We start from the raw sequence: 21,855 nt of genomic DNA, 5'->3' as shown, positions 1-21,855 counted from the left end.
AAAGGGAAAAAGAGGTCTGGTAGTGATCTACAAATCGATAGCCGAACGACTACGAATTCGTCTGAACTCTTCCGATTACAACATCGGTAGCCCGTTGCCGGGTGAAAAAAAGCTCGCCGTCGAGTTTGCGGTCTCGCGGATGACGATCCGTAAAGCCATAGACGTGCTGGTGGAGTGGGGTTTAGTTGTGCGGCGTCACGGTAGTGGAACCTACGTGGCGCGCAAAGATGTCCATCATGAAACCTCCAACCTGACCGGGATGGCGGAAATACTGAAGCAACAGGGCAAAGAGGTGACCAGCCAGGTGCTGGTTTTCGAAGTTATGCCTGCGCCACCGGCGATTGCCAGCCAGCTACGCATTCAGATTAACGAACGCATCTATTTTTCACGCCGCGTACGCTATGTTGACGGTAAGCCCTTAATGCTTGAAGACAGTTATATGCCGGTAAAACTCTTTCGCAATCTTTCACTTGCCCATCTTGAGGGGTCAAAATTCGATTACATTGAGAATGAGTGCGGGATTACGATCAGCGGTAATTATGAAAGTCTGTCACCTGTACTTGCCGATAAACAGCTTTCCAGCCAAATGAATGTACCGGAGCAGACACCGCTGTTACGGATTACATCACTGTCCTACAGCGACAGAGGGGAGTTTTTGAATTACTCGGTGATGTTCAGAAACGCCAGCGAGTATCAGGTGGACTACCATTTACGGCGCGTCCACCCGGACTCAGCCTGAGATTACCCCATTCCCCAGAAAATCACCGCCAGCAGTTGTGGGGTGATGATGCGCAGGAACATCACCAGTGGATACACAGTTGCATACGACAGCGCCGCTGCGCCGCTGGTGGCGTGAAGGTTATTGGCAAACGCCAGCGCGGGTGGATCGGTCATGGAGCCAGCCAGCATCCCGCACAGTGTCAGGTAGTTCATTTTGGCAAAAATACGCGCCAGTAACCCGACGGTGATAAGCGGGATGGCGGTGATAAAAATCCCGTAGCCCACCCAGCTCAGACCATCGCCTTGCGTCAGGGTGTCGATAAAATCACCGCCCGATTTCAGCCCTACAACGGCGAGAAACAGCACAATACCCAGCTCACGTAGCGCCAGGTTCGCACTCGGCGGCATGAACCAGTACAGCTTACCAATGCTGCCAATACGTCCCAGAATCAGCGCCATAATCAGCGGCCCGCCCGCCAGCCCCAGTTTTAACGCTACCGGGAAGCCGGGAACAAAGAGCGGGATTGATCCAAGCAATACCCCCAGTCCGATACCGATAAACACCGGCAGCATCTGCACTTGTTGCAGTTTTTGCTGGGCGTTCCCCACCACATTGGCAACGGCATCAATTGAAGAAGGACGCCCTACCAGGTTGAGGATGTCACCAAACTGCAGGCTGGCATCGCTACTGGCGACCAGTTCTACGCCCGCACGGTTGAGTCGTGAAATCACCACGTCATAACGTTCTTTAAAGTGCAGATCGCGGATACGTTTGCCGAGCACTTTTTCGTTGGTCACCACGACGCGTTCGACCCGTAAATCAGTACCGCGCGTCGACAGAGAAGTATCCACCTCCTGACCAATCACCAGTCGTGCGTTATGCAGATCCCCCGGCTGCCCGACCAGGTGCAGTAAATCGCCGAGTTGAATCACGGTTCCCGGCGAGGGGACCATCAGCGTCTCTTCACGCTTCAGGCGTGAGCAGATGATTTTGTCGCTGTTGAGGATAGGGACATCCTGAATCGCCATATTGTTGAGGTTGGGGTTCTCAACGCGGATGTTGATTGTCTGGATCAGCGAATGCCCTTTCGTCAGCGTGGACTCATGCTGCCTGGCCTCTGCTTCCACATTGACGCGAAATATCAAGCGCATCAGCCACATGGTCAGCAAAATGCCGCAAATCCCAAACGGATACGCCATCGCGTAGCTCATCCCCATCTGGTCCACCAGCTCCATTGGCGTACCCAGATCGCGCAGGATTTGTTGCCCGGCCCCCAGCGCAGGAGTATTCGTGACCGCGCCGGAGAATATCCCCAGCACCACCGGCAGCGGGATGGCGAACACCTTATGCAGGATCGCCGTGACCAGGCCGCCCATAATGACGATCAGAACGGCAAACAGATTGAGACGCAGACCCGATACCCGCAGTGACGCGAAGAAGCCAGGCCCCACCTGAATCCCGATGGTGTAAACGAAAAGGATCAGGCCAAATTCCTGAATGAAATGCAGCATATCGCCGCTCAGCGTCAGGCCAGCCTGATCGACAAAGTGACCGACGATGATACCGCCGAACAATACGCCACCGATGCCAAAGCCGACACCCCGCACCTTGATATTGCCGATCCATAATCCGACAACTGCCACCAATGCCAGAACGCTGACCGTCAATGCTATATCACTCATCTTCTGTTCCCTGTGAATAACATCATTGAGTAAATGGATTCTCGCAGAGTACAAGGGCAATGTATGGGTGGTAAAGCACAAAAAAGCCCCGTCATTTCTGGCGGGGCTAAGGCAAGGAGCTAATTAGCTATTTAATGCGGGACGTTCGCTGATGGCAATCCGTTGCGGGGCAATTGTTTCTGGCTCATTTCGGGTTAAATCGATGTGTAACAACCCGTTCGTAAACGTCGCGCCGGACACCTCCATATTCTCAGCCAGTGTGAAGCTCAGGCTGAACGACTGGGTGACCAGTCCCTGATGCAACCATTGCGTCTCTTTTTCAGGTTGCGGCGGCGTACCTTTAACGGTCAGACGCGTGCCTTCCAGTTGAATATCCAGATCTTCCTGACGGAAACCGGCTAACGCAAGGGTGATGCGATAGTGGTTGTCGTCGCTTTTTTCAATGTTATAGGGCGGGAAGCTCTGGCTTTCACTGGTGTTTTGCAGTGCGTTAGCCAGTTTGTCAAAACCGATCCATTGACGCAGCAGTGGGGATAAATCGTAGTTACGCATAAACATTCTCCTTCTAAGAAGCGAGTGATATCTGCAAATCCGTAGATTCGCATAGGCTCCCTGTCGGCGAGCCCGGGTTACCAGGCCGCGTAGTGCGGCCCGACTGAATTAGTTGATTTCGATACGGCGTGGTTTGTTCGCTTCAGGAATCACACGCTCAAGATCGATATACAGCAGACCATTCACCAGATTCGCGCCACGAACATGAATGTTCTCGGCTAACTGGAACTTACGTTCAAAGTTGCGTTCCGCGATACCCTGGTAAAGGTAGGTACGTTCTTTTTGCTCGTCCGCATGGGCGCCTTTCACCACCAGCAGGTTGTCCTGCGCGGTAATTTCCAGCTCGCTTTCAGCGAAACCGGCAACGGCGATAGCAATGCGGTAATGGTTTTCATCTACCAGCTCGACGTTATACGGAGGGTAGCCGCCATTACTCTGGCTCTGGTTGTTTTCAAGCAGGTTAAACAGACGGTCAAAACCAATAGCAGAACGGTACAGCGGGGATAAGTCAAAGTTACGCATAATCAATAGCTCCTGAAATCAGCGAGAATCAAAATAACCTTCCATCATGGACAGGTCGGGTAGTCAGAACACCCATCAGGCGTGCCCTTCAATTGTCTATGCTATTAAAATGGGTTTGATTACGAACTTTTCAAGACTTTCGGACTGACTTTTTTTTGCAGTTTGCTGTCTATTGCATAGACTGGGGAAAGGGCACTAAACGTTAAAGTGGGATAGCCGCCACAGTGCGATGTGATGAGGATGTTCTTTCTGGCAAGGGATAGCTATAACTCATCATGCAAACACCGATGATCAACAGATGAATAAATCATGATAAGAAATGTGTTATTAACGCTGATGATGTGCAGTGGGATAGTGTTTTTAAGTGGTTGCTCCAGCGTAATGTCACATACCGGTGGTAAAGAGGGAACGTATCCGGGTACACGTGCCAGCGCCACGATGATAGGTGACGATGAGACAAACTGGGGAACCAAATCACTGGCGATACTGGATATGCCCTTTACGGCAGTGATGGATACCATTTTGCTGCCGTGGGATCTGTTCCGGAAAGACAATTCGGTCCGATCGCGTGTCGAAAGAAGCGAGGAGAGAACACAGGTAACTAACTCCGTGATCCCCCCTGCGACGATGTCGGCTCCCTGATTACCGCCCGGTTTCGGTCATCCATAACTGACGGAAACCGTCCACCTCTTCCATCCACGCCACGAACTGACCGTCTGGCGAAAACACCACGGCATCCGCAGAGGGTGGATTGCCGTGATTCTGCGTTAAAAAGATGATGTCGCCGCTGTGGGCATCACAGCAGGCGATACGGTTATCCAGCACAAACCCCAGCCATTTCCCCGACGGATGCCAGTTAAACGCGGATTGAATGCCCGTGGCATGATGCGTCAACTGGCGAGGCTCACCGCCCTGCGCCGGGATCAGCCAAAGTTGCACAATGCCCATCTCATCGCGCATCAGGAACGCAATTTCTGTCGCCTGTGGATTGCTACGCACCCAGTGGCGCGGAACATTCACCAGGCCGGGAAAACGGCGCGTATGTGTGAATGTGAGACGGCGCTGAACCACGCCCCGCGGCGGAGCAGGCAGCGTAGTGTCCGTCCCCTCCAGCGGCGCATCCCCGGGCGTTTTCCAGCCCGTTTCATCCTGCGGCAGTTCAACCAGAAAGAGTTCAGGCACTTTCTCGCCATTGACGGAAAGCGTATCCCCGATAAACGCCAGGGCGTGATTTCCCACCCAGCCCTCTTCGTAAGCGCGGTTGATCTCATCACTGCCAGGTCGGGGGACGGGCGTGGTCTGGCTGACCAGAACGCACCAGTGGCTGCCGCTATATTCTCTGGGATGCTGCACAGAAACTGTCACCGGTCCGTAAGGCACTGCGACGCCGACGTTGCGTAAATCCAGCACCAGATCGCGTTCACGCATCACATGGTCGTTGTAGGTAAAGCTGACCCTCTCACCGTTCGGGCTGAACACATGCACGTGGCTGCCGCCGCGCAACGCCCCAGCCGTGTAGGGAGAGGTGATATCCATCGCATCCAGATTCACTACCTTTCCCTGTCCGGCAATCACACCGCGCCGATGGTGAAAATCGTATTGCCATGTGGCATCGGGGTTTTCAGGCCCATGAATAAACACATATTTTTCCGTCTCAGGATGAACGGTCACCACACCGACGTGTGCTCCTTGCGTTGCGCGGTAAATCACCTGCAGTTCGCCGGTGTGAACATTCACCCGTTCAATCGTCTCCCCGGTAAATGACGCGCCCGATGGACGAACATCAAATACCAGCCACTGGCTGTCCGGCGTCCAGGTACGGGTATTGGTCAGTTGATGGTGGCGCGGCGAAAAGGTGATTTGCTTCATGAGATGCTCGGTCCAGGACAATTTCATCCATCATACTTCACAAGGACTTCACTTTCAGGCATTAGCGTAGCGCCATCTTCATTTTGGTGGACAATATGATGGAACATTTCGACGTAGCGATTATTGGTCTCGGCCCGGCCGGTGCCGCGCTGGCGCGTAAGCTGAGTGGCAAAATGCGCGTGATTGCACTGGATAAAAAACGCCAATGCGGTAATGAGGGTTTCACCAAACCCTGCGGCGGTTTACTCGCCCCGGATGCACAGCGGTCATTTATTCGCGACGACATCACGCTGCCGGTGGAGGTTATCTCTAACCCGCAGATTTTCAGCGTTAAAACCGTGGATGTCGGCGCATCGCTGACGCGCAACTACCCGCGCAGCTATGTCAATATCAATCGTCATGCCTTTGATTTATGGATGAAATCGCTGATCCCGAATGATGTAGAGGTCTACCACGACAGCCTGTGTCGTAAAATCTGGCGAGAAGAGGGGAAATGGCACGTCATCTTTCGTGCTGACGGTTGGGAACAGCAGATTACAGCCCGCTATCTGGTAGGGGCTGATGGCGCTAATTCGCTGGTACGTCGCCATCTCTATCCGGAACATCAGATTCGTAAGTATGTCGCTATCCAGCAGTGGTTTGTAGAAAGCCATCCGGTGCCGTTTTACTCCTGTATTTTTGATAACACCGTGACGGACTGTTACTCCTGGAGCATCAGCAAAGACGGCTATTTCATCTTTGGCGGGGCATATCCTATGAAAGAGGGCCAGACACGCTTCGAGGCGTTGAAAGAAAAAATGGCGGCGTTCCAGTTCCGCTTCGGCGAGCCGGTTAAAAGCGAGAAATGCACTGTGCTTTTCCCTTCGCGCTGGCAGGATTTTGTCTGTGGCGAAGAGAACGCGTTTCTGATTGGCGAAGCCGCCGGGTTTATCAGCGCCAGTTCACTGGAAGGTATTAGCTATGCGCTGGATAGTGCGGAAATTCTCAAGTCTGTGCTGCTGCAAGGTGCGCCAGAGACGAATCGTGCATACCGCAAAGCCACTCGTAAACTGCGCATTAAGCTGTATGGCAAGATCCTGAAGAGCCGCTGTTTAACCGCGCCGGTGTTAAGAAAAGCCATTATGAAAAGCGGGTGGGGGCATATCCCACTGAATCAGAACGAACAGCCCGCCACAACGTCTGGCGGGCTGGCAAAGGAGCATTAACCCACGCGTTTTACATCACCCACCAGCAGGATGTAAGAGAGTGCGCCAATCAGGGCAACGGCGGAGATGTAGACCAGCGCAGGGCCAAAGCCGTAATCCTGCGCGAGGTAACCAATCACCAGCGGTACGGTGATACCGCCCAGCCCACCGACAAAATTAAACACCCCGCCTGTCAGACCAATCAGACGCATGGGTGCCAGTGAGGAGACCAGAGACCAGGTGATGGAGGCAAAACCGTTTCCGAAAAACGCCAGCGCCATCAGGGTCATAATCCACACCGGATCGTTGGTGTAGTTTGCCCCCATAATGCAGGTTGAGATCAGCAGCCCGCAGATAATCGGCGTTTTACGCGCCACGCCCAGCGAGAAGCCTTTTTTCACCAGCTTATCCGCCAGCCATCCGGAAAGCAGCACGCCGAAGAAGGCCGCCAGGAACGGAACCGTAGTCATAAAGCCTGCTTTCAACGCGGTAATGCCTTTTTCCTGTGTCAGATAGTTCGGGAACCATGTCAGGAAGAACCACAGCGTGGACGTTACTGCAAACTGGCCCAGGTAAACGCCCACCAGCTTACGGTGGAACACCAGTTTCCAGTCCGCTTTGGTCATCGGCTGACGCGCCTCTTTTTTCACCGGGGCATCACCGTCGACCAGGCCACCGCCGTCGCGAATATAATCCAGCTCCGCTTTGGTGATGCTTTTCGTCAGACGCGGCGGCTGATAGACCTTGAACCAGATCAGCGACCAGATAATCCCAATGCCGCCGGTGACAATGAACACCCAGTGCCAGCTCAGCATCTCCTGGATCCAGATCAGCAAGGGGGTCAGGAACGCCAGCCCGACAAACTGTCCTGAGGTGTAAAAACCTACGGCGGAAGCGCGCTCATGTTCCGGGAACCAACTCGTCACCATCCGGTTATTGGTCGGGAAGGCTGGCGCTTCAAAAATCCCGGTAATCGCACGCAGGCCAATCAGCGACATTAACCCGGTGGCAAAGCCCTGGAAGAGGGTTGCTACCGACCAGCCAAATATGGCGATAAAGTAGGTGAGGCGTGAACCAATACGATCCAGGAACCAGCCCCCCGGGATCTGACATAGCGTATACAGCCAGGCAAAAGCCGAGAAGACGTAACCCATTTCCGCTTTCGTAATGCCAAACTCTTCCTGAATATGCGCCGACGCCACCGCAAGGTTGGCACGGTCGACATAACAAATGACCACAGTAATAAAGATCATCACCAGCGTCAGATAACGGCGACGCCCGGTTTTTGCAGCAGTAACTGGAATATCCATCGCAATCTGTCTCCAGATTTTGGGCATAGCGAAGCCGCTCACCATGCCCTGTAATTTACAGAGGGTGTTTGTTTTTATATTTCAAACTTATTGCCCGGTGGCGCTGCGCTTACCGGGCCTACGAGTATGTAGGCCGGATCAGCGTAGCGCCATCCGGCGAATTACCACTCGGCGACCGATCCATCTTCATGCCGCCACAGCGGATTACGCCAGTCCGGCGCATTTTTACTCAGCTCAATAACTTTGGTTTCATCAATATCCACGCCAAGGCCCGGCTTCATCAACGGTTTAAAGAAACCGCCTTCCATGTTGAAGTCTTCCTTATTCTTCACAAAGTCGAGTAGCTCCGCGCCCTTGTTATAGTGGATGCCCATGCTCTGCTCCTGGAACACGGCGTTGCGTGAAACAAAATCAATGTGCAGGCAGGCTGCCAGCGCGATCGGCCCCAACGGGCAGTGCGGAGCCAGCGCGACGTCATACGCTTCCGCCATCCCGGCAATTTTGTAGCATTCGGTGATGCCGCCAGCGTGTGACAGATCCGGTTGCAGAATCGCAATACCGCCCGCTTCCAGCACCCGTTTGAACTCAAAGCGCGAAAACATCCGTTCACCCGCCGCGATCGGAATATGGGTCTGTTCCGCCAGTTTCGGGTAATACTCCGCCTGCTCAGCCAGCACCGGTTCTTCAATAAACAGTGGACGATAGGGTTCCAGCTCTTTAATTAATACTTTCGCCATCGGCGCGCTGACGCGTCCGTGAAAATCCAGCCCAAATTCAATCTCGTTACCAAACGCCTCGCGGATTTGCGCCACGGTATTCACCGCACGGTCGACCGCACGTGAGTTATCAATCACGCCCATCTCTTCGCAGCCGTTGAGCTTAAAGGTGTCAAAACCGATATTGCGCAGTTGTTTGATACCGTCGATCACTTCCGCAGGACGGTCGCCGCCAACCCAGCTATACGCCTTGATTTTGTCGCGCACCAGGCCGCCCATCAGTTGCCAGACCGGGGCGTTCAGCACCTTGCCTTTGATGTCCCACAGCGCCTGGTCGATACCGGCGATGGCGCTCATCAGGATCGGGCCGCCACGGTAGAAACCTGCACGGTACATCACCTGCCACAGGTCGTTAATCCGCGCCGGATCCTGACCAATCAGATATTCGCCCAGTTCATGTACCGCAGTCTCTACGGTGCGCGCACGGCCTTCAATTACCGGTTCGCCCCAGCCAACTACCCCTTCATCGGTTTCGATCTTCAGGAACATCCAACGCGGAGGTAAACGGTATGTCGTGAGTTTGGTTATTTTCATTTCACTGCCTCTCGATACGCTTTCACAAATGCCGCTGCCTGCTGTGCGGTACGTTCAACGGACTGCCCGGCACGATACAAATCGCTGCCCAGTCCGGCTCCCACACACCCTGCTTTCATCCATTGCGCCAGGTTTTCTGGCGTCACGCCGCCGACGGCAAATACCGGCACGCTGGCGGGCAATACCGCTTTCAGCGCCTTGATATAGTCCGGACCAAAGGCCGAAGACGGGAAAATTTTGAGCGACTGTGCGCCTGCATCAAGAGCGGTAAACGCTTCTGTCGCGGTGGCGCATCCGGGGCAGACGGTCATGCCATAACCCACCGCGCGGCGAATCACATCGGCATTAATGTTCGGTGTAACAATGAGCTTGCAACCCATCTTCGCCAGCTTGTCCACCTGTTCAGGTTGCAGAACCGTCCCGGCTCCGATCAGCGCTTTATCACCAAACGCCTCCACCACGGCCGGAATACTTTTTTCCCATTCGGGAGAGTTAAGCGGGATTTCCACAGCGTCGAAGCCAGCGTCGATCACCACACCAACGTGCGCGAGCGCTTCGTTCGGGGTGATGCCGCGCAGAATCGCGATAAGCGGAAGATTAGTTTGCCACTGCATGGGCGATACTCCTTATACCTGCCTGAAATGCCGTATCGCCGGACACAGCGGAGACGTCACGACCCACGGCGTGGAACGCCTGCTGATAGCGTGATGTCAGCGATGCGCCTGCGACAATCGTAAGGGGCTGCGATCCGGCGAATGATTCACTCATGCTGGCGACTTCTGCGCCAATCAACAGACCGGAGAGAAATTCGCTGACCTGTTCACGGGGGAGGTTTCCCAACACGTGCGAGGCGCGAACCTCAAAAAGCTGTGGCAAAACGGCAGGGGTGTTGATTCCGCGCGTCAACCCGGCAGCAAACGCCTCCGGCGAGGCCTCTTGCTCAGGCAACCCCGCGCCCACCAGCGAATGCTTCAGGAGCAGATGGTGCAATTCACCGGTCATCACCGTGCGAAAATCGTGGATCCGTTCCGCGTCGGCTAGTACCCATTTGCAGTGCGTACCGGGCATGACATAGACAGAAGAAGGAGAAAGCGTACGTGCGCCGAGAAGTTGCGTTTCTTCGCCACGCATGACGTTGTGGTTATCGTCACGCGAAACGCATAATCCGGGAATTATCCACACATTGTCGCTAACGGCGGTTAACCGCTCGCCAATGGCGGAGAAATGCACAGGAACGGGCAGGTATGGCGCAATCTTCCAGCCCACATTGCTGCCGACCATTCCCGCCATAACCACCGGCGTGGCGCTGTTGCGCCAGTGTTGTGTGATCTCTGCTAACACCGCTTCTGGAGATTTACCGTTCAGACGCGTAACGCCGGCTTCTGATTGCCTGCTTTCCAGGCAGTTGTCGCCCTCATAAAGCCAGGCGCGCAGATTGGTCGATCCCCAGTCAATTGCGATGTAGCGAGCTGTCATGTGATTTCCTTCAACCTTCGTGTCGAGCTGGCGATCATGGTGAGCGCCGCCTGCTCTGCCGCATCGCTATCCTGGTGCCGGATCGCATCGAATAGCGCCTTATGTTCCTGGAGCGTTTTTGGCATGTTGGCTTCATCGCCCATCCAGGTTTGTTCAAATACCGCACGCTGAAGTGACGTGATCGCCACGTTCAACTGCTGTAAAACCGGGTTATGTACCGACTGCAAAACCGCTTCGTGATAGCGAATATCGGCCTCATTAAACGCATCCCGGTCCTGATTGTTGGCGATCATGTCATTGAGCGCCGATTCAATTTCAGCTAAATCACTCGACGTTGCGCGTTCCGCCGCCCAACGAGCGATGGCGGGTTCCACCAGGTTTCGGACTTCGCTCATCGCGCTGATTAATCGCGGGTCGTAGTCGTTTTCCAGAACCCATTGCAGTACGTCGGTATCGAGGTAATTCCACTGATTTCGCGGGGTAACAAAGGCACCGCGATAGCGCTTCATCTCGATCAGCCGTTTCGCCATCAATGAGCGGAACACTTCGCGAATGATGTTGCGCGAGGTTTCAAACTCCTCACACAGTTCTGCTTCCGCAGGGAGCGCCGCCCCGGGTACGTATTTACCGCTGACAATCTGTTTACCCAGCGTGATCACGATGCGATCGGTTTTATTGAGAGTCATGGAGAGTCCTTGTGCTCTGTATGTCCATCACTACTTTACCGTTATCGCTGAAAATCGCCTCACTTTTGTACTACTAACGTGATGCCATTCATCGTTGTTATGTGTGCAATGTAGTACAACACAAATCAGTTGTACTACAATTTGGATCACAAAAACGACAATCGGTAATAAAAATGTTATGAGGAATACACTACAGACGTAAAAAAACCCGCGATTAACGCGGGTTACAGAGCGTAAGGTGCAGGAATTACTTCAGGACGTGCTGCTCAATGGCATAGGCCACGCCATCTTCCAGATTGGATTTGGTAACAAAATTTGCGATCTCTTTCACCGCAGGAATAGCATTATCCATCGCAACCCCCATTCCGGCATATTCGATCATGGCAATATCATTTTCCTGATCGCCAATCGCCATAATTTCTTCCGGTTTGATCCCCAGCGCATCAGCCAGCGATTTTACACCGGTGCCTTTATTGACGCGTTTATCGAGGATTTCGAGGAAGTACGGCGCACTTTTCAACACGGTATACTTCTCTTTTACTTCTGCCGGAATACGAGCGATTGCCTGATCCAGAATAACCGGCTCATCAATCATCATCACTTTCAGGAACTGCGTTTCTGGATCCATTTTCTCCGCTTCACAGAACACCAGCGGAATGGTCGCGACATAGGATTCATGCACGGTGTAATAGCTGATATCACGGTTTGCGGTATACAGCGTTGTGCGATCCAGCGCGTGGAAGTGAGAACCGACGTCGCGGGAAAGCTTTTCCAGATAGCGATAATCGTCATAGCTCAGCGCGGTTTGCGCGACAGTACTGCCATCACCCGCGTTCTGTACCAGCGCGCCGTTATAGGTGATGCAGTAATCGCCCGGCTGGTTCATGTGCAGCTCCTTCAGGTAGCTGTGTACACCTGCATACGGACGGCCTGTGGTCAGTACCACGTTCACCCCTTTTTCACGGGCGGCGGCGATCGCGCGTTTAACCGCCGGTGAAATGGTGTGATCGGGCAGCAGAAGGGTGCCATCCATATCGATAGCAATGAGTTTGATAGCCATGAATTCCCCGCATTAAATGAGTCCTGACTCATGCTAACGCGATTCCGCTCAAAAAACAGTAGGGAAAAGGGGGATAAGAAGGGGAATCGAGATTCCCCTTTTGTAAATCGGAAGTCGGTTATAAGCCTGATAAGCAACGCGCCATCAGGCATAACGCAGAATCTTGCCGGATGGCGGCGTAAACCGCCTTATCCGGCCTACAGGCATGGATTAAATATCGATATTTGCCGCTTTCAGCGCGTTCTCTTCAATGAAGGCACGACGCGGTTCAACGGCATCGCCCATCAGGGTCGTGAACAACTGATCGGCAGCAATCGCATCTTTCACGGTCACGCGCAGCATGCGGCGGCTTTCCGGATCCATGGTGGTTTCCCACAGCTGATCCGGGTTCATCTCACCCAGACCTTTATAACGCTGAATAGCAAGGCCACGACGAGACTCTTTCACCAGCCAGTCCAGCGCCTGTTCGAAGCTGGCAACCGGCTGACGACGTTCACCACGTTCAATGAAAGCATCATCTTCCATCAGGCCGCGCAGTTTTTCACCCAGCGTACAGATGCGACGGTATTCCGCACCGGTCACAAACTCGTGATCCAGCACGTAGTCGGTATCCACACCGTGGGTACGCACACGAACGACAGGCTCAAACAGATTCTGTTCGGCGTTGTTCTGGATGTCGAACTTCCACTGGCTACCGTGCTGCTCTTTTTCGTTCAGCTCAGTAATCAGCGCATTCACCCAACGCGTCACCGTCTGCTCGTCAGAGAGATTAGCTTCGGTCAGCGTCGGTTGATACACCAGCTCTTTCAGCAGCGCTTTCGGGAAACGACGCTCCATACGACCAATCATTTTCTGCGTACCGTTGTACTCAGAAACCAGTTTTTCTAACGCTTCACCCGACAGCGCAGGCGCGCTGGCGTTGGTATGCAGCGTCGCGCCATCCAGCGCGATAGAAATCTGGTACTGATCCATCGCTTCATCGTCTTTTATGTACTGTTCCTGCTTGCCTTTCTTCACTTTGTACAGCGGTGGCTGTGCAATGTAGACATGGCCGCGTTCAACGATTTCCGGCATCTGGCGATAGAAGAAGGTCAACAGCAGCGTACGGATGTGCGAGCCGTCGACGTCCGCATCGGTCATGATGATGATGCTGTGATAACGCAATTTATCCGGGTTGTACTCGTCACGACCAATACCGCAGCCCAGCGCGGTGATAAGGGTCGCCACTTCCTGGGAAGAGAGCATCTTGTCGAAGCGCGCCTTCTCCACGTTGAGGATTTTACCTTTCAGCGGCAGAATGGCCTGGTTCTTGCGGTTACGCCCTTGTTTTGCAGAGCCGCCCGCCGAGTCCCCTTCCACAAGGTACAGTTCGGACAACGCCGGGTCGCGTTCCTGACAGTCCGCCAGTTTACCCGGCAGACCCGCCAGATCCAGCGCACCTTTACGACGCGTCATTTCACGCGCCCGACGGGCCGCTTCACGGGCACGCGCCGCATCGATAATTTTACCAACGACGATTTTAGCGTCAGACGGGTTTTCCAGCAGGTATTCGCTCAGCAGTTCGTTCATCTGCTGTTCCACTGCCGATTTCACCTCAGAAGAGACCAGTTTATCTTTGGTCTGCGAGGAGAACTTCGGATCCGGTACCTTCACGGACACCACGGCAATCAGGCCTTCACGGGCATCGTCGCCGGTCGCGCTGACTTTCGCTTTCTTGCTGTAGCCTTCTTTATCCATGTAGGCGTTCAAAGTACGGGTCATCGCCGCACGGAAGCCTGCCAGGTGCGTACCGCCATCACGCTGCGGAATGTTGTTGGTGAAGCAGTAGATGTTTTCCTGGAAACCGTCGTTCCACTGCAACGCCACTTCTACGCCAATACCGTCTTTTTCGGTGGAGAAGTAGAAAATATTCGGGTGGATCGGCGTTTTGTTCTTATTCAGATACTCAACAAATGCCTTGATGCCGCCCTCGTAGTGGAAATGGTCTTCTTTACCATCACGCTTGTCTTTCAGGCGAATAGAAACGCCAGAGTTCAGGAATGACAGCTCGCGCAGACGCTTCGCCAGAATGTCGTATTCGAACTCGGTGATGTTGGTAAAGGTTTCATAGCTCGGCCAGAAACGCACCATCGTACCGGTTTTATCCGTGTCGCCGGTGACAGCCAGCGGTGCCTGCGGCACGCCATGCTCATAAATCTGACGGTGAATTTTGTTATCACGCTGGATAATCAGTTCCAGTTTTTGCGACAGGGCGTTTACTACGGAAACACCAACGCCATGCAGACCGCCGGACACTTTATAGGAGTTATCGTCGAATTTACCGCCTGCGTGCAGAACGGTCATGATCACTTCCGCCGCCGATACACCCTCTTCCGGGTGAATACCGGTTGGGATACCACGCCCGTCATCCTGTACGGATACGGAGTTATCAGCATGAATAGTGACGATAATGTCTTTACAGTGACCCGCGAGCGCTTCGTCGATAGCGTTATCTACCACCTCGAATACCATGTGGTGCAGACCGGTGCCGTCATCCGTGTCGCCGATATACATACCAGGGCGCTTACGCACCGCATCCAGTCCTTTCAGGACTTTGATACTGGAGGAGTCATAAGAATTCGACATCAACGTTTCTCGCTCATTTAAACTTGGGTTAATCCGTTATTTTACCCTTTTCCACGGTGAACATCTTCGAATTTTTATCCGACATGTCCAGAACGTGTTCAGCGCTGATTGCGCTGACAAAGACCTGCGATTGCGTCGCTTTTAATCGACTGGCCAGCAGTCCACGACGCGCATCGTCTAGTTCAGAGGCAAAATCATCAATCAGGTAGAGACACCGCCGCCCGCTTTCACGAGTGAGGAACTCCCCTTGCGCCAGACGTAAGGCGCACATCAGCAGTTTTAACTGTCCACGCGACAACGTATCTTCCACCGGCGCGCCGTCGGCGCGAATGCGAAAATCCGCTTTATGCGGACCGTGCGCGGTGTAAGTCAACATGCGGTCGCGTTCAAAACCGCGTTCCAGCACTTCAGCATAATCGGTCTCTTTCTCCCAGCCGCGCTGGAAAGAGAAAGAGAGAGAAAACTCAGGAAGAAACTGCTGGCAGGTATCCGCCATATCCTGCGCGATACCGGCGCTGTACTCCGCGCGCCAGGTGCTGATTTGTTCCGCCAGTGGAATAAGTTCTTTATCCCACGGACGCAATTGCTCGTAACGACTCACCTGGCGCAGCGCCGCATTGCGCTGTTTGAGCAGACGCTTAAGATTGCTCCAGGCGGTGAAGAATCCCGCTTCGTTGTGAAAGCATCCCCAGTCGAGAAATGCTCTTCTGTATTTGGGACCACCGTTGAGTAAAGTAAACCCCTCAGGGGTGATCAACTGCATTGGCATTAACAGCGCCAGTTCCGCCACTTTGTGACCGTCAGTGCCGTCGATGCGCACTTTGCTGTCACCCTGTTTATCTTTGGTTAAGCCAATCGATGTCTCGCGCTCTTCACCCTGCAACCGTCCGTGAAGCACGAACGATTCCTGCTCGTGCCGAATGACGCGTCCAATCTGCAAACTGCGAAACGCCCGACCGTGGCCGAGCGTATAAATGGCCTCAAGCACGCTGGTTTTGCCGCTGCCATTCGCGCCAACCAGGAAGTTAAAGCCGGGAGATAAAGCGAGATCCGCGCTTTCGATGTTGCGAAAATCTTTAATTAAAAGGCGCGTCAGTGACATATCTGGTTTTCTTCGGGCCAGGGCGTAATCGGCGCAGCCAGTTTCAACGCGGACTGCGCGCAGACCCTGGAGCGTACACGAAGTACGTGACAGGGGCGAGCACAGCCCAGGTTGAAACTGGCAAGTAAGATAGCCCGATAATTTTCACTAAAGTCTCATTGGCATGACAACGTAAGCCGCACTCTGGCTGGCCGCATCTTCAATTTGAACGCTCGAAACGGAATCAGTCAGCATAATGCGCACATTTTCGCACTTCAGCGCATTCAGAACATCCAGCACGTAGCTGACGTTAAAGCCGATTTCCATCTCGGTTCCCGGATAGGTGACGTCCAGAATCTCTTCCGCCTCTTCCTGCTCCGGGTTGTTGGCGGTAATTTTGAGCTGGTTTTCGCTCACATACAGACGCACGCCGCGGAATTTCTCGTTGGAGAGAATTGCCGCACGGGCAAAAGCCTGTTTGAGGATGTCGCAACCAGCTTCCAGATGTTTATCCGGGTTCTTCGGCAGTACGCGACGGTAATCCGGGAAACGACCATCCACCAGCTTTGAGGTAAAGATAAAGTCGCCGACATGCGCACGAATGTTGTTACTGCCAATCTGCACGCGCAGTGGGTTATCACCGCCGTCGAGCATTCGCATCAGCTCAATCACGCCCTTACGCGGTACAATCACCGAATGGCTGGGCAGCGACTGACCGATGGGCATTGAACAGACCGCCAGACGGTGTCCGTCGGTCGCCACGGTACGCAACTCCTCGCCTTCAGTCTCAAACAGCATACCGTTTAAGTAGTAGCGAACGTCCTGATGTGCCATTGAGAACTGCGTGGCTTCAATCAGGCGTTTCATCGTCGCTTGCGGGAGCGTAAATTCCACTTCACTCTGCCAGTCATCCAGATTCGGGAAGTCGGCAGCAGGCAGTGTGGAAAGCGAGAAACGGCTTCGCCCGGAACGCACCAGCATGCGGTCGCCTTCCAGTTGGACGGCGATTTCCGCCCCTTCAGGCAGACCACGGCAGATATCAAAGAACTTCCGCGCCGGGACGGTGGTTGCGCCTGGTTCATGCGGCTGAATCAACGCAACGCGAGCCACCATTTCCATTTCAAGATCGGTGCCCGTCAGAGAAAGCGCACCGTCAGCCACCTGCAGTAACAGGTTACCCAGAATCGGCAGCGTAGGACGACCACCCAGCGGGCCGCTGACCTGCTGAAGCGGTTTTAATAAATGTTCACGTTCAACGGTAAATTTCATAGCGTCACGAAGATAATGTTCTGATTAAGTTTGAGAAATCTTCTTTAATATCATGGCTTTCTTCACGCAACTGCTCAATCTTGCGGCAGGCATGAAGCACCGTAGTGTGGTCGCGGCCACCAAACGCATCGCCAATTTCCGGCAGACTGTGGTTAGTAAGCTCTTTCGCCAGCGCCATGGCCATCTGACGCGGACGTGCGACCGAGCGAGAACGACGCTTGGACAGCAAATCCGCAATTTTAATTTTGTAATACTCTGCCACCGTCTTCTGAATGTTGTCGATGGTGACCAGCTTTTCCTGCAACGCCAGCAGATCGCGCAACGCTTCACGCACGAAGTCGATGGTAATCGCCCGGCCGGTAAAGTTCGCGTTGGCAATCACACGGTTTAATGCGCCTTCCAGCTCACGCACGTTAGAGCGTAGTCGCTTAGCAATAAAGAAGGCCACTTCACCCGGCAGACGAATGTCATTTTCGTCAGCTTTTTTCATCAGGATCGCCACGCGGGTTTCCAGTTCTGGCGGTTCGATCGCCACTGTCAGCCCCCAGCCGAAGCGGGATTTCAGACGATCCTCGACGCCATTGATCTCTTTTGGATAACGATCCGAGGTCAAAATGATCTGCTGATTACCTTCAAGAAGGGCGTTAAAGGTGTGGAAAAACTCTTCCTGGGATCGTTCTTTATTAGCAAAGAACTGGATGTCATCAATGAGCAGGGCGTCAACAGAACGGTAATAGCGTTTAAACTCTTCGATCGCGTTGTTTTGCAGGGCTTTAACCATGTCCTGGACAAAGCGTTCGGAGTGCATATACACCACTTTCGCATTGGGTTTACGCGCCATAATGCCGTTACCCACCGCATGCAATAAGTGGGTCTTACCCAGACCTGTGCCGCCATAAAGGAACAACGGGTTGTAGGCACCGCCTGGGTTGTCTGCCACCTGTCGTGCCGCCGCGCGGGCCAGTTGGTTGGATTTACCTTCCACGAAGTTATCAAAGGTGTGTTTGACGTTGACGTTAGAACGGTAGGTCGGTTCCGCAGGCGCGGGCACATTGTCCCAGCCTGGACGCGCCGCCGCGGGTGCTGCACGCTGTGGCTGCACCTGATGAGCGACCTGCGCAGGCGCGGTAACGCTGTTATTGACGGGGGTTTTCAGCGTCTGGCTGACGGGTTTTGTTCCCACTTCAAAACGCAGTTGCGGGGCATCCGCACCGCAGAAATTATTCAGCAGCCCATTGATATTATTGAGATACTTGTCTCTTACCCAATCGAGTACAAAACGGTTTGGCGCATACAAAGCCAGCGTGTTATCGCTAAGTTCCGCCTGCAACGGGCGTATCCACATACTGAATTCTGTGGCTGGTAACTCATCCTGCAATCGGGCAAGACACTGCTGCCAAAGCGAAAGTGACACGGCGGACTCCACTCGAACAAAAGTCGATAAATGACAAAGGCTGAAACATTCATGATTGTTGGCGTGCGTCGACCAGGCCCTGTGTATAGGGTGACGCGCGAATTGCTATCTGCAATTTTACCCGATCAGGATCCTTTGAAACGATCGGGACCGTGGATCATAGCGTAAACCGCGAAAGAGATCTTCTGTTTCTCACAGATTCTTCCCGATTTATCCACAGGCCTTCCCGGAATTGGATAAGTGTAAACGATCCTGGAGAAGTGCTGCACGGTTTCGCACGCAGAATAGGAAAATTTAGTATCAAAATACACCAGAGAGATAAAACGATCTCATAAAGATCCCGCGCGATCCTTGCGCTTTACTCCCCAGGCCGTATAATCTTTCCCCCGTCGCGCGATGCCCATTACACGGCGTCACCGTTGCCTGTTTTTCACGCGAAAAGGTGCGTAAAAAGGCAGGGATTTAAGGAAAGAGAATTGACTCCGGAGTGTACAATTATTACAATCCGGCCTCTTTAATCACCCACGCTGAGGCGTTAGTCGTTCGAATCTCGTTCGGGTATACGCAAAAGTCAGTGAATTTATTCAAGTTTAGGTAGAAATCGCCATGAAACGCACTTTTCAACCGTCTGTACTGAAGCGCAACCGTTCTCACGGCTTCCGTGCTCGTATGGCTACTAAAAATGGTCGTCAGGTTCTGGCACGTCGTCGTGCTAAAGGCCGCGCTCGTCTGACCGTTTCCAAGTAATAAAAGCTAACCCCTGAGTGGTTAAGCTCGCATTTCCCAGGGAGTTACGCTTGTTAACTCCCAGTCATTTCACATTCGTCTTCCAGCAGCCACAACGGGCTGGCACGCCGCAAATCACCATCCTCGGCCGCCTGAATTCGCTGGGGCATCCCCGTATCGGTCTTACCGTCGCTAAGAAAAACGTTCGACGCGCCCATGAACGCAATCGGATTAAACGTCTGACGCGTGAAAGCTTTCGTCTGCGTCAACACGAATTACCAGCAATGGACTTCGTGGTGGTAGCGAAAAAGGGGGTTGCTGACCTCGATAACCGTGCTCTCTCGGAAGCGTTGGAAAAATTATGGCGCCGCCACTGTCGCCTGGCTCGCGGGTCCTGATAGCCCTTATTCGGGTCTATCAACGCCTGATCAGTCCGCTGCTTGGGCCGCATTGTCGTTTCACTCCAACGTGTTCAAGCTACGGAATTGAGGCATTGCGCAGGTTTGGAGTGATAAAAGGCAGTTGGTTGACGGTGAAACGCGTATTAAAATGCCACCCTTTACACCCTGGTGGTGACGATCCCGTCCCGCCCGGACCATTTGATACCAGAGAACACTAACGATGGATTCGCAACGCAATCTTTTAGTCATCGCTTTGCTGTTCGTGTCTTTCATGATCTGGCAAGCCTGGGAGCAGGATAAAAATCCGCAACCTCAGACCCAACAGACCACGCAGACAACGACCACCGCAGCGGGTAGCGCCGCCGACCAGGGCGTACCGGCCAGTGGCCAGGGGAAACTGATTACGGTTAAGACTGACGTGCTTGATCTGACCATCAACACCCGTGGTGGTGATGTGGAACAGGCCCTGCTGCCAGCTTACCCGAAAGAACTTGGTTCCAGTGAACCGTTCCAGTTGCTGGAAACAACCCCGCAGTTTATCTATCAGGCACAGAGCGGTCTGACAGGTCGTGATGGCCCGGATAACCCGGCTAACGGCCCACGTCCGCTGTACATCGTCGAGAAAGACGCTTTTGTACTGGCTGATGACCAGAACGAGCTGCAAATCCCCATGACTTATACGGATGCCGCAGGTAACACCTTTACCAAAACGTTTGTCCTCAAACGTGGTGATTACGCGGTTAACGTCAACTACAGCGTGCAGAACGCCAGCGAGAAACCGCTGGAGATCTCCACTTTTGGCCAGTTGAAGCAATCCATCAATCTGCCGTCTCATCGCGACACCGGAAGCAGCAACTTCGCGCTGCATACTTTCCGCGGCGCAGCGTACTCCACGCCAGATGAGAAGTATGAAAAATACAAGTTCGACACCATCGCGGATAACGAAAACCTGAACGTCAATGCGAAAGACGGTTGGGTTGCGATGCTGCAACAGTATTTTGCAACGGCGTGGGTGCCACGTAACGACGGTACCAACAACTTCTATACCGCTAACCTGGGCAATGGTATTGCCGCAATCGGCTATAAATCTCAGCCGGTTCTGGTTCAGCCGGGTCAGTCTGGCGCGATGACCAGCACCCTGTGGGTTGGCCCGGAAATTCAGGATAAAATGGCGGCCGTTGCACCGCACCTGGATCTGACCGTAGATTACGGTTGGTTGTGGTTCATCTCTCAGCCGCTGTTTAAACTGTTGAAATGGATCCACAGCTTCGTGGGTAACTGGGGCTTCTCCATTATCATCATCACCTTTATCGTTCGTGGCATCATGTACCCGCTGACCAAAGCGCAGTACACCTCCATGGCGAAGATGCGTATGCTGCAGCCGAAGATTCAGGCAATGCGTGAGCGTCTGGGCGATGACAAACAGCGTCAGAGCCAGGAAATGATGGCCCTGTACAAAGCAGAGAAGGTTAACCCGCTGGGTGGCTGCTTCCCGCTGATCATCCAGATGCCAATCTTCCTGGCGTTGTACTACATGCTGATGGGCTCCGTGGAACTGCGTCATGCGCCGTTTGCTCTGTGGATCCATGACTTGTCTGCACAGGACCCGTACTACATCCTGCCGATCCTGATGGGCGTAACGATGTTCTTCATCCAGAAGATGTCGCCGACCACTGTGACCGACCCGATGCAGCAGAAGATCATGACCTTTATGCCGGTTATCTTTACCGTGTTCTTCCTGTGGTTCCCGTCAGGTCTGGTGCTGTACTACATCGTCAGCAACCTGGTGACGATTATTCAGCAACAGCTGATTTACCGTGGTCTGGAGAAGCGTGGTCTGCATAGCCGCGAGAAGAAAAAGTCCTGATTCGGTTGTAGGCCGGATAAGGCGAAACCGCCATCCGGCAAACGGAACATAAAACAAAGGGCGGTCTTTTGACCGCCTTTTTTATGGGTATTGAAAGAGA

22 protein-coding genes and 1 other annotated feature are annotated in these 21,855 nt (G+C 53.5%); of the genes, 8 read left to right on the top strand and 14 right to left on the bottom strand.

The window, feature by feature from the left end:
- Positions 1–22: 22 nt before the first annotated feature.
- On the top strand, positions 23–739 hold the full coding sequence (locus tag WB371_RS20625) for a GntR family transcriptional regulator (RefSeq protein WP_336221900.1): 717 nt from the start codon (positions 23–25) through the stop codon (positions 737–739).
- Positions 740–741: 2 nt separating this feature from the next.
- Here WB371_RS20625 and WB371_RS20620 read toward each other — a convergent pair whose 3' ends face one another.
- From WB371_RS20620 to ibpA, 3 genes are all read right to left on the bottom strand, one after another.
- Complete coding sequence (locus WB371_RS20620) at positions 742–2,403, bottom strand: putative transporter (protein ID WP_336221899.1); 1,662 nt, start codon at positions 2,401–2,403, stop codon at positions 742–744.
- Positions 2,404–2,526: 123 nt separating this feature from the next.
- Positions 2,527–2,955, bottom strand: a complete 429-nt coding sequence (ibpB, locus tag WB371_RS20615) for a small heat shock chaperone IbpB (RefSeq protein ID WP_336221898.1) — start codon at positions 2,953–2,955, stop codon at positions 2,527–2,529.
- A 108-nt stretch (positions 2,956–3,063) separates the two neighbouring features.
- Positions 3,064–3,477: a small heat shock chaperone IbpA gene (gene ibpA, locus WB371_RS20610; RefSeq protein WP_006687722.1), complete on the bottom strand. Its 414-nt coding sequence runs from the start codon at positions 3,475–3,477 to the stop codon at positions 3,064–3,066.
- Positions 3,471–3,545: a sequence feature (ROSE (Repression Of Heat Shock gene Expression) occurs in the 5'-region of heat shock genes and acts as an RNA thermometer to modulate expression.), on the bottom strand. Its footprint overlaps the gene before it by 7 nt.
- 241 nt (positions 3,546–3,786) lie before the next feature.
- Here ibpA and WB371_RS20605 point away from each other — a divergent pair.
- Positions 3,787–4,119 carry a YceK/YidQ family lipoprotein gene (locus tag WB371_RS20605; protein WP_336221897.1) on the top strand — a complete coding sequence of 111 codons (333 nt, stop codon included), beginning with the start codon at positions 3,787–3,789 and terminating at the stop codon, positions 4,117–4,119.
- Here WB371_RS20605 and WB371_RS20600 read toward each other — a convergent pair whose 3' ends face one another.
- The gene (locus tag WB371_RS20600; RefSeq protein ID WP_336221896.1) at positions 4,120–5,346 is read right to left on the bottom strand and encodes a DUF3748 domain-containing protein; all 1,227 of its coding nucleotides are present in this window, start codon (positions 5,344–5,346) and stop codon (positions 4,120–4,122) included.
- A 98-nt stretch (positions 5,347–5,444) separates the two neighbouring features.
- On the opposite strand from WB371_RS20600, the gene cbrA reads away from it, so the two are divergent.
- Positions 5,445–6,551 carry a colicin M resistance lipid reductase CbrA gene (gene cbrA / locus WB371_RS20595; protein ID WP_336221913.1) on the top strand — a complete coding sequence of 369 codons (1,107 nt, stop codon included), beginning with the start codon at positions 5,445–5,447 and terminating at the stop codon, positions 6,549–6,551.
- Here the strand turns inward: cbrA and WB371_RS20590 are convergent.
- The 10 genes from WB371_RS20590 to dnaA all read right to left on the bottom strand — a co-directional run bounded on the left by WB371_RS20590 (position 6,548) and on the right by dnaA (position 18,761).
- Positions 6,548–7,885 (bottom strand): MFS transporter, encoded by a 1,338-nt coding sequence (locus WB371_RS20590; RefSeq protein WP_336221895.1) that lies wholly within the window; start codon positions 7,883–7,885, stop codon positions 6,548–6,550. The genes cbrA and WB371_RS20590 overlap by 4 nt on opposite strands.
- A gap of 116 nt (positions 7,886–8,001) precedes the next feature.
- Positions 8,002–9,150: a galactonate dehydratase gene (gene dgoD / locus WB371_RS20585; protein ID WP_336221894.1), complete on the bottom strand. Its 1,149-nt coding sequence runs from the start codon at positions 9,148–9,150 to the stop codon at positions 8,002–8,004.
- Positions 9,147–9,764: a 2-dehydro-3-deoxy-6-phosphogalactonate aldolase gene (locus WB371_RS20580; protein ID WP_336221893.1), complete on the bottom strand. Its 618-nt coding sequence runs from the start codon at positions 9,762–9,764 to the stop codon at positions 9,147–9,149. The genes dgoD and WB371_RS20580 overlap by 4 nt, the downstream gene beginning before the upstream one ends.
- Positions 9,748–10,626 carry a 2-dehydro-3-deoxygalactonokinase gene (locus WB371_RS20575; protein WP_336221892.1) on the bottom strand — a complete coding sequence of 293 codons (879 nt, stop codon included), beginning with the start codon at positions 10,624–10,626 and terminating at the stop codon, positions 9,748–9,750. Before WB371_RS20575 ends, WB371_RS20580 begins: the two co-directional genes overlap by 17 nt.
- Entirely contained in the window at positions 10,623–11,312 is a 690-nt protein-coding gene (dgoR, locus tag WB371_RS20570) for a D-galactonate utilization transcriptional regulator DgoR (protein ID WP_336221891.1), read from the bottom strand. The genes WB371_RS20575 and dgoR overlap by 4 nt, the downstream gene beginning before the upstream one ends.
- Positions 11,313–11,559: 247 nt before the next feature.
- A complete protein-coding gene (gene yidA, locus WB371_RS20565; protein ID WP_336221890.1) occupies positions 11,560–12,372 on the bottom strand; it encodes a sugar-phosphatase in 813 nt (270 codons plus the stop codon).
- A 210-nt stretch (positions 12,373–12,582) separates the two neighbouring features.
- Positions 12,583–14,997, bottom strand: coding sequence for a DNA topoisomerase (ATP-hydrolyzing) subunit B (gene gyrB, locus WB371_RS20560; RefSeq protein WP_336221889.1), 2,415 nt, complete (start codon positions 14,995–14,997; stop codon positions 12,583–12,585).
- Positions 14,998–15,025: 28 nt separating this feature from the next.
- Entirely contained in the window at positions 15,026–16,099 is a 1,074-nt protein-coding gene (gene recF, locus WB371_RS20555; RefSeq protein ID WP_336221888.1) for a DNA replication/repair protein RecF, read from the bottom strand.
- Between the two features lie 147 nt (positions 16,100–16,246).
- A complete protein-coding gene (dnaN, locus tag WB371_RS20550; RefSeq protein WP_152400813.1) occupies positions 16,247–17,347 on the bottom strand; it encodes a DNA polymerase III subunit beta in 1,101 nt (366 codons plus the stop codon).
- Positions 17,348–17,351: 4 nt separating this feature from the next.
- On the bottom strand, positions 17,352–18,761 hold the full coding sequence (dnaA, locus tag WB371_RS20545) for a chromosomal replication initiator protein DnaA (RefSeq protein WP_336221887.1): 1,410 nt from the start codon (positions 18,759–18,761) through the stop codon (positions 17,352–17,354).
- A 318-nt stretch (positions 18,762–19,079) separates the two neighbouring features.
- On the opposite strand from dnaA, the gene WB371_RS23895 reads away from it, so the two are divergent.
- From WB371_RS23895 to yidC, 5 genes are all read left to right on the top strand, one after another.
- Positions 19,080–19,139, top strand: coding sequence for a hypothetical protein (locus WB371_RS23895; protein WP_420704070.1), 60 nt, complete (start codon positions 19,080–19,082; stop codon positions 19,137–19,139).
- 228 nt (positions 19,140–19,367) lie between these two features.
- Positions 19,368–19,508: a 50S ribosomal protein L34 gene (gene rpmH / locus WB371_RS20540; protein WP_000831330.1), complete on the top strand. Its 141-nt coding sequence runs from the start codon at positions 19,368–19,370 to the stop codon at positions 19,506–19,508.
- A gap of 17 nt (positions 19,509–19,525) precedes the next feature.
- Entirely contained in the window at positions 19,526–19,885 is a 360-nt protein-coding gene (rnpA, locus tag WB371_RS20535; protein ID WP_012000809.1) for a ribonuclease P protein component, read from the top strand.
- Positions 19,849–20,106, top strand: coding sequence for a membrane protein insertion efficiency factor YidD (yidD, locus tag WB371_RS20530; RefSeq protein ID WP_001307474.1), 258 nt, complete (start codon positions 19,849–19,851; stop codon positions 20,104–20,106). Before rnpA ends, yidD begins: the two co-directional genes overlap by 37 nt.
- Before the next feature lie 2 nt (positions 20,107–20,108).
- The gene (gene yidC, locus WB371_RS20525; protein WP_336221886.1) at positions 20,109–21,755 is read left to right on the top strand and encodes a membrane protein insertase YidC; all 1,647 of its coding nucleotides are present in this window, start codon (positions 20,109–20,111) and stop codon (positions 21,753–21,755) included.
- Positions 21,756–21,855 lie beyond the last annotated feature (100 nt).

The sequence above is a fragment of the Citrobacter amalonaticus genome (assembly GCF_037053465.1).
GTDB lineage: Bacteria > Pseudomonadota > Gammaproteobacteria > Enterobacterales > Enterobacteriaceae > Citrobacter_A > Citrobacter_A amalonaticus_H.
The sequence above is the reverse complement of the archived record's forward strand: the minus strand, read 5'-3'. Positions and strand labels throughout refer to the sequence as shown.

Excerpts from the sequence above, each read along its gene's own strand:
- WB371_RS20620 (WP_336221899.1), bottom strand. The coding sequence starts at position 2,403 with ATGAGTGATATAGCATTGACGGTCAGCGTTCTGGCATTGGTGGCAGTT.
- ibpB (WP_336221898.1), bottom strand. The coding sequence starts at position 2,955 with ATGCGTAACTACGATTTATCCCCACTGCTGCGTCAATGGATCGGTTTT.
- ibpA (WP_006687722.1), bottom strand. The coding sequence starts at position 3,477 with ATGCGTAACTTTGACTTATCCCCGCTGTACCGTTCTGCTATTGGTTTT.
- WB371_RS20605 (WP_336221897.1), top strand. The coding sequence starts at position 3,787 with ATGATAAGAAATGTGTTATTAACGCTGATGATGTGCAGTGGGATAGTG.
- WB371_RS20600 (WP_336221896.1), bottom strand. The coding sequence starts at position 5,346 with ATGAAGCAAATCACCTTTTCGCCGCGCCACCATCAACTGACCAATACC.
- cbrA (WP_336221913.1), top strand. The coding sequence starts at position 5,445 with ATGGAACATTTCGACGTAGCGATTATTGGTCTCGGCCCGGCCGGTGCC.
- WB371_RS20590 (WP_336221895.1), bottom strand. The coding sequence starts at position 7,885 with ATGGTGAGCGGCTTCGCTATGCCCAAAATCTGGAGACAGATTGCGATG.
- dgoD (WP_336221894.1), bottom strand. The coding sequence starts at position 9,150 with ATGAAAATAACCAAACTCACGACATACCGTTTACCTCCGCGTTGGATG.
- WB371_RS20580 (WP_336221893.1), bottom strand. The coding sequence starts at position 9,764 with ATGCAGTGGCAAACTAATCTTCCGCTTATCGCGATTCTGCGCGGCATC.
- WB371_RS20575 (WP_336221892.1), bottom strand. The coding sequence starts at position 10,626 with ATGACAGCTCGCTACATCGCAATTGACTGGGGATCGACCAATCTGCGC.
- dgoR (WP_336221891.1), bottom strand. The coding sequence starts at position 11,312 with ATGACTCTCAATAAAACCGATCGCATCGTGATCACGCTGGGTAAACAG.
- yidA (WP_336221890.1), bottom strand. The coding sequence starts at position 12,372 with ATGGCTATCAAACTCATTGCTATCGATATGGATGGCACCCTTCTGCTG.
- gyrB (WP_336221889.1), bottom strand. The coding sequence starts at position 14,997 with ATGTCGAATTCTTATGACTCCTCCAGTATCAAAGTCCTGAAAGGACTG.
- recF (WP_336221888.1), bottom strand. The coding sequence starts at position 16,099 with ATGTCACTGACGCGCCTTTTAATTAAAGATTTTCGCAACATCGAAAGC.
- dnaN (WP_152400813.1), bottom strand. The coding sequence starts at position 17,347 with ATGAAATTTACCGTTGAACGTGAACATTTATTAAAACCGCTTCAGCAG.
- rpmH (WP_000831330.1), top strand. The coding sequence starts at position 19,368 with ATGAAACGCACTTTTCAACCGTCTGTACTGAAGCGCAACCGTTCTCAC.
- yidD (WP_001307474.1), top strand. The coding sequence starts at position 19,849 with ATGGCGCCGCCACTGTCGCCTGGCTCGCGGGTCCTGATAGCCCTTATT.
- yidC (WP_336221886.1), top strand. The coding sequence starts at position 20,109 with ATGGATTCGCAACGCAATCTTTTAGTCATCGCTTTGCTGTTCGTGTCT.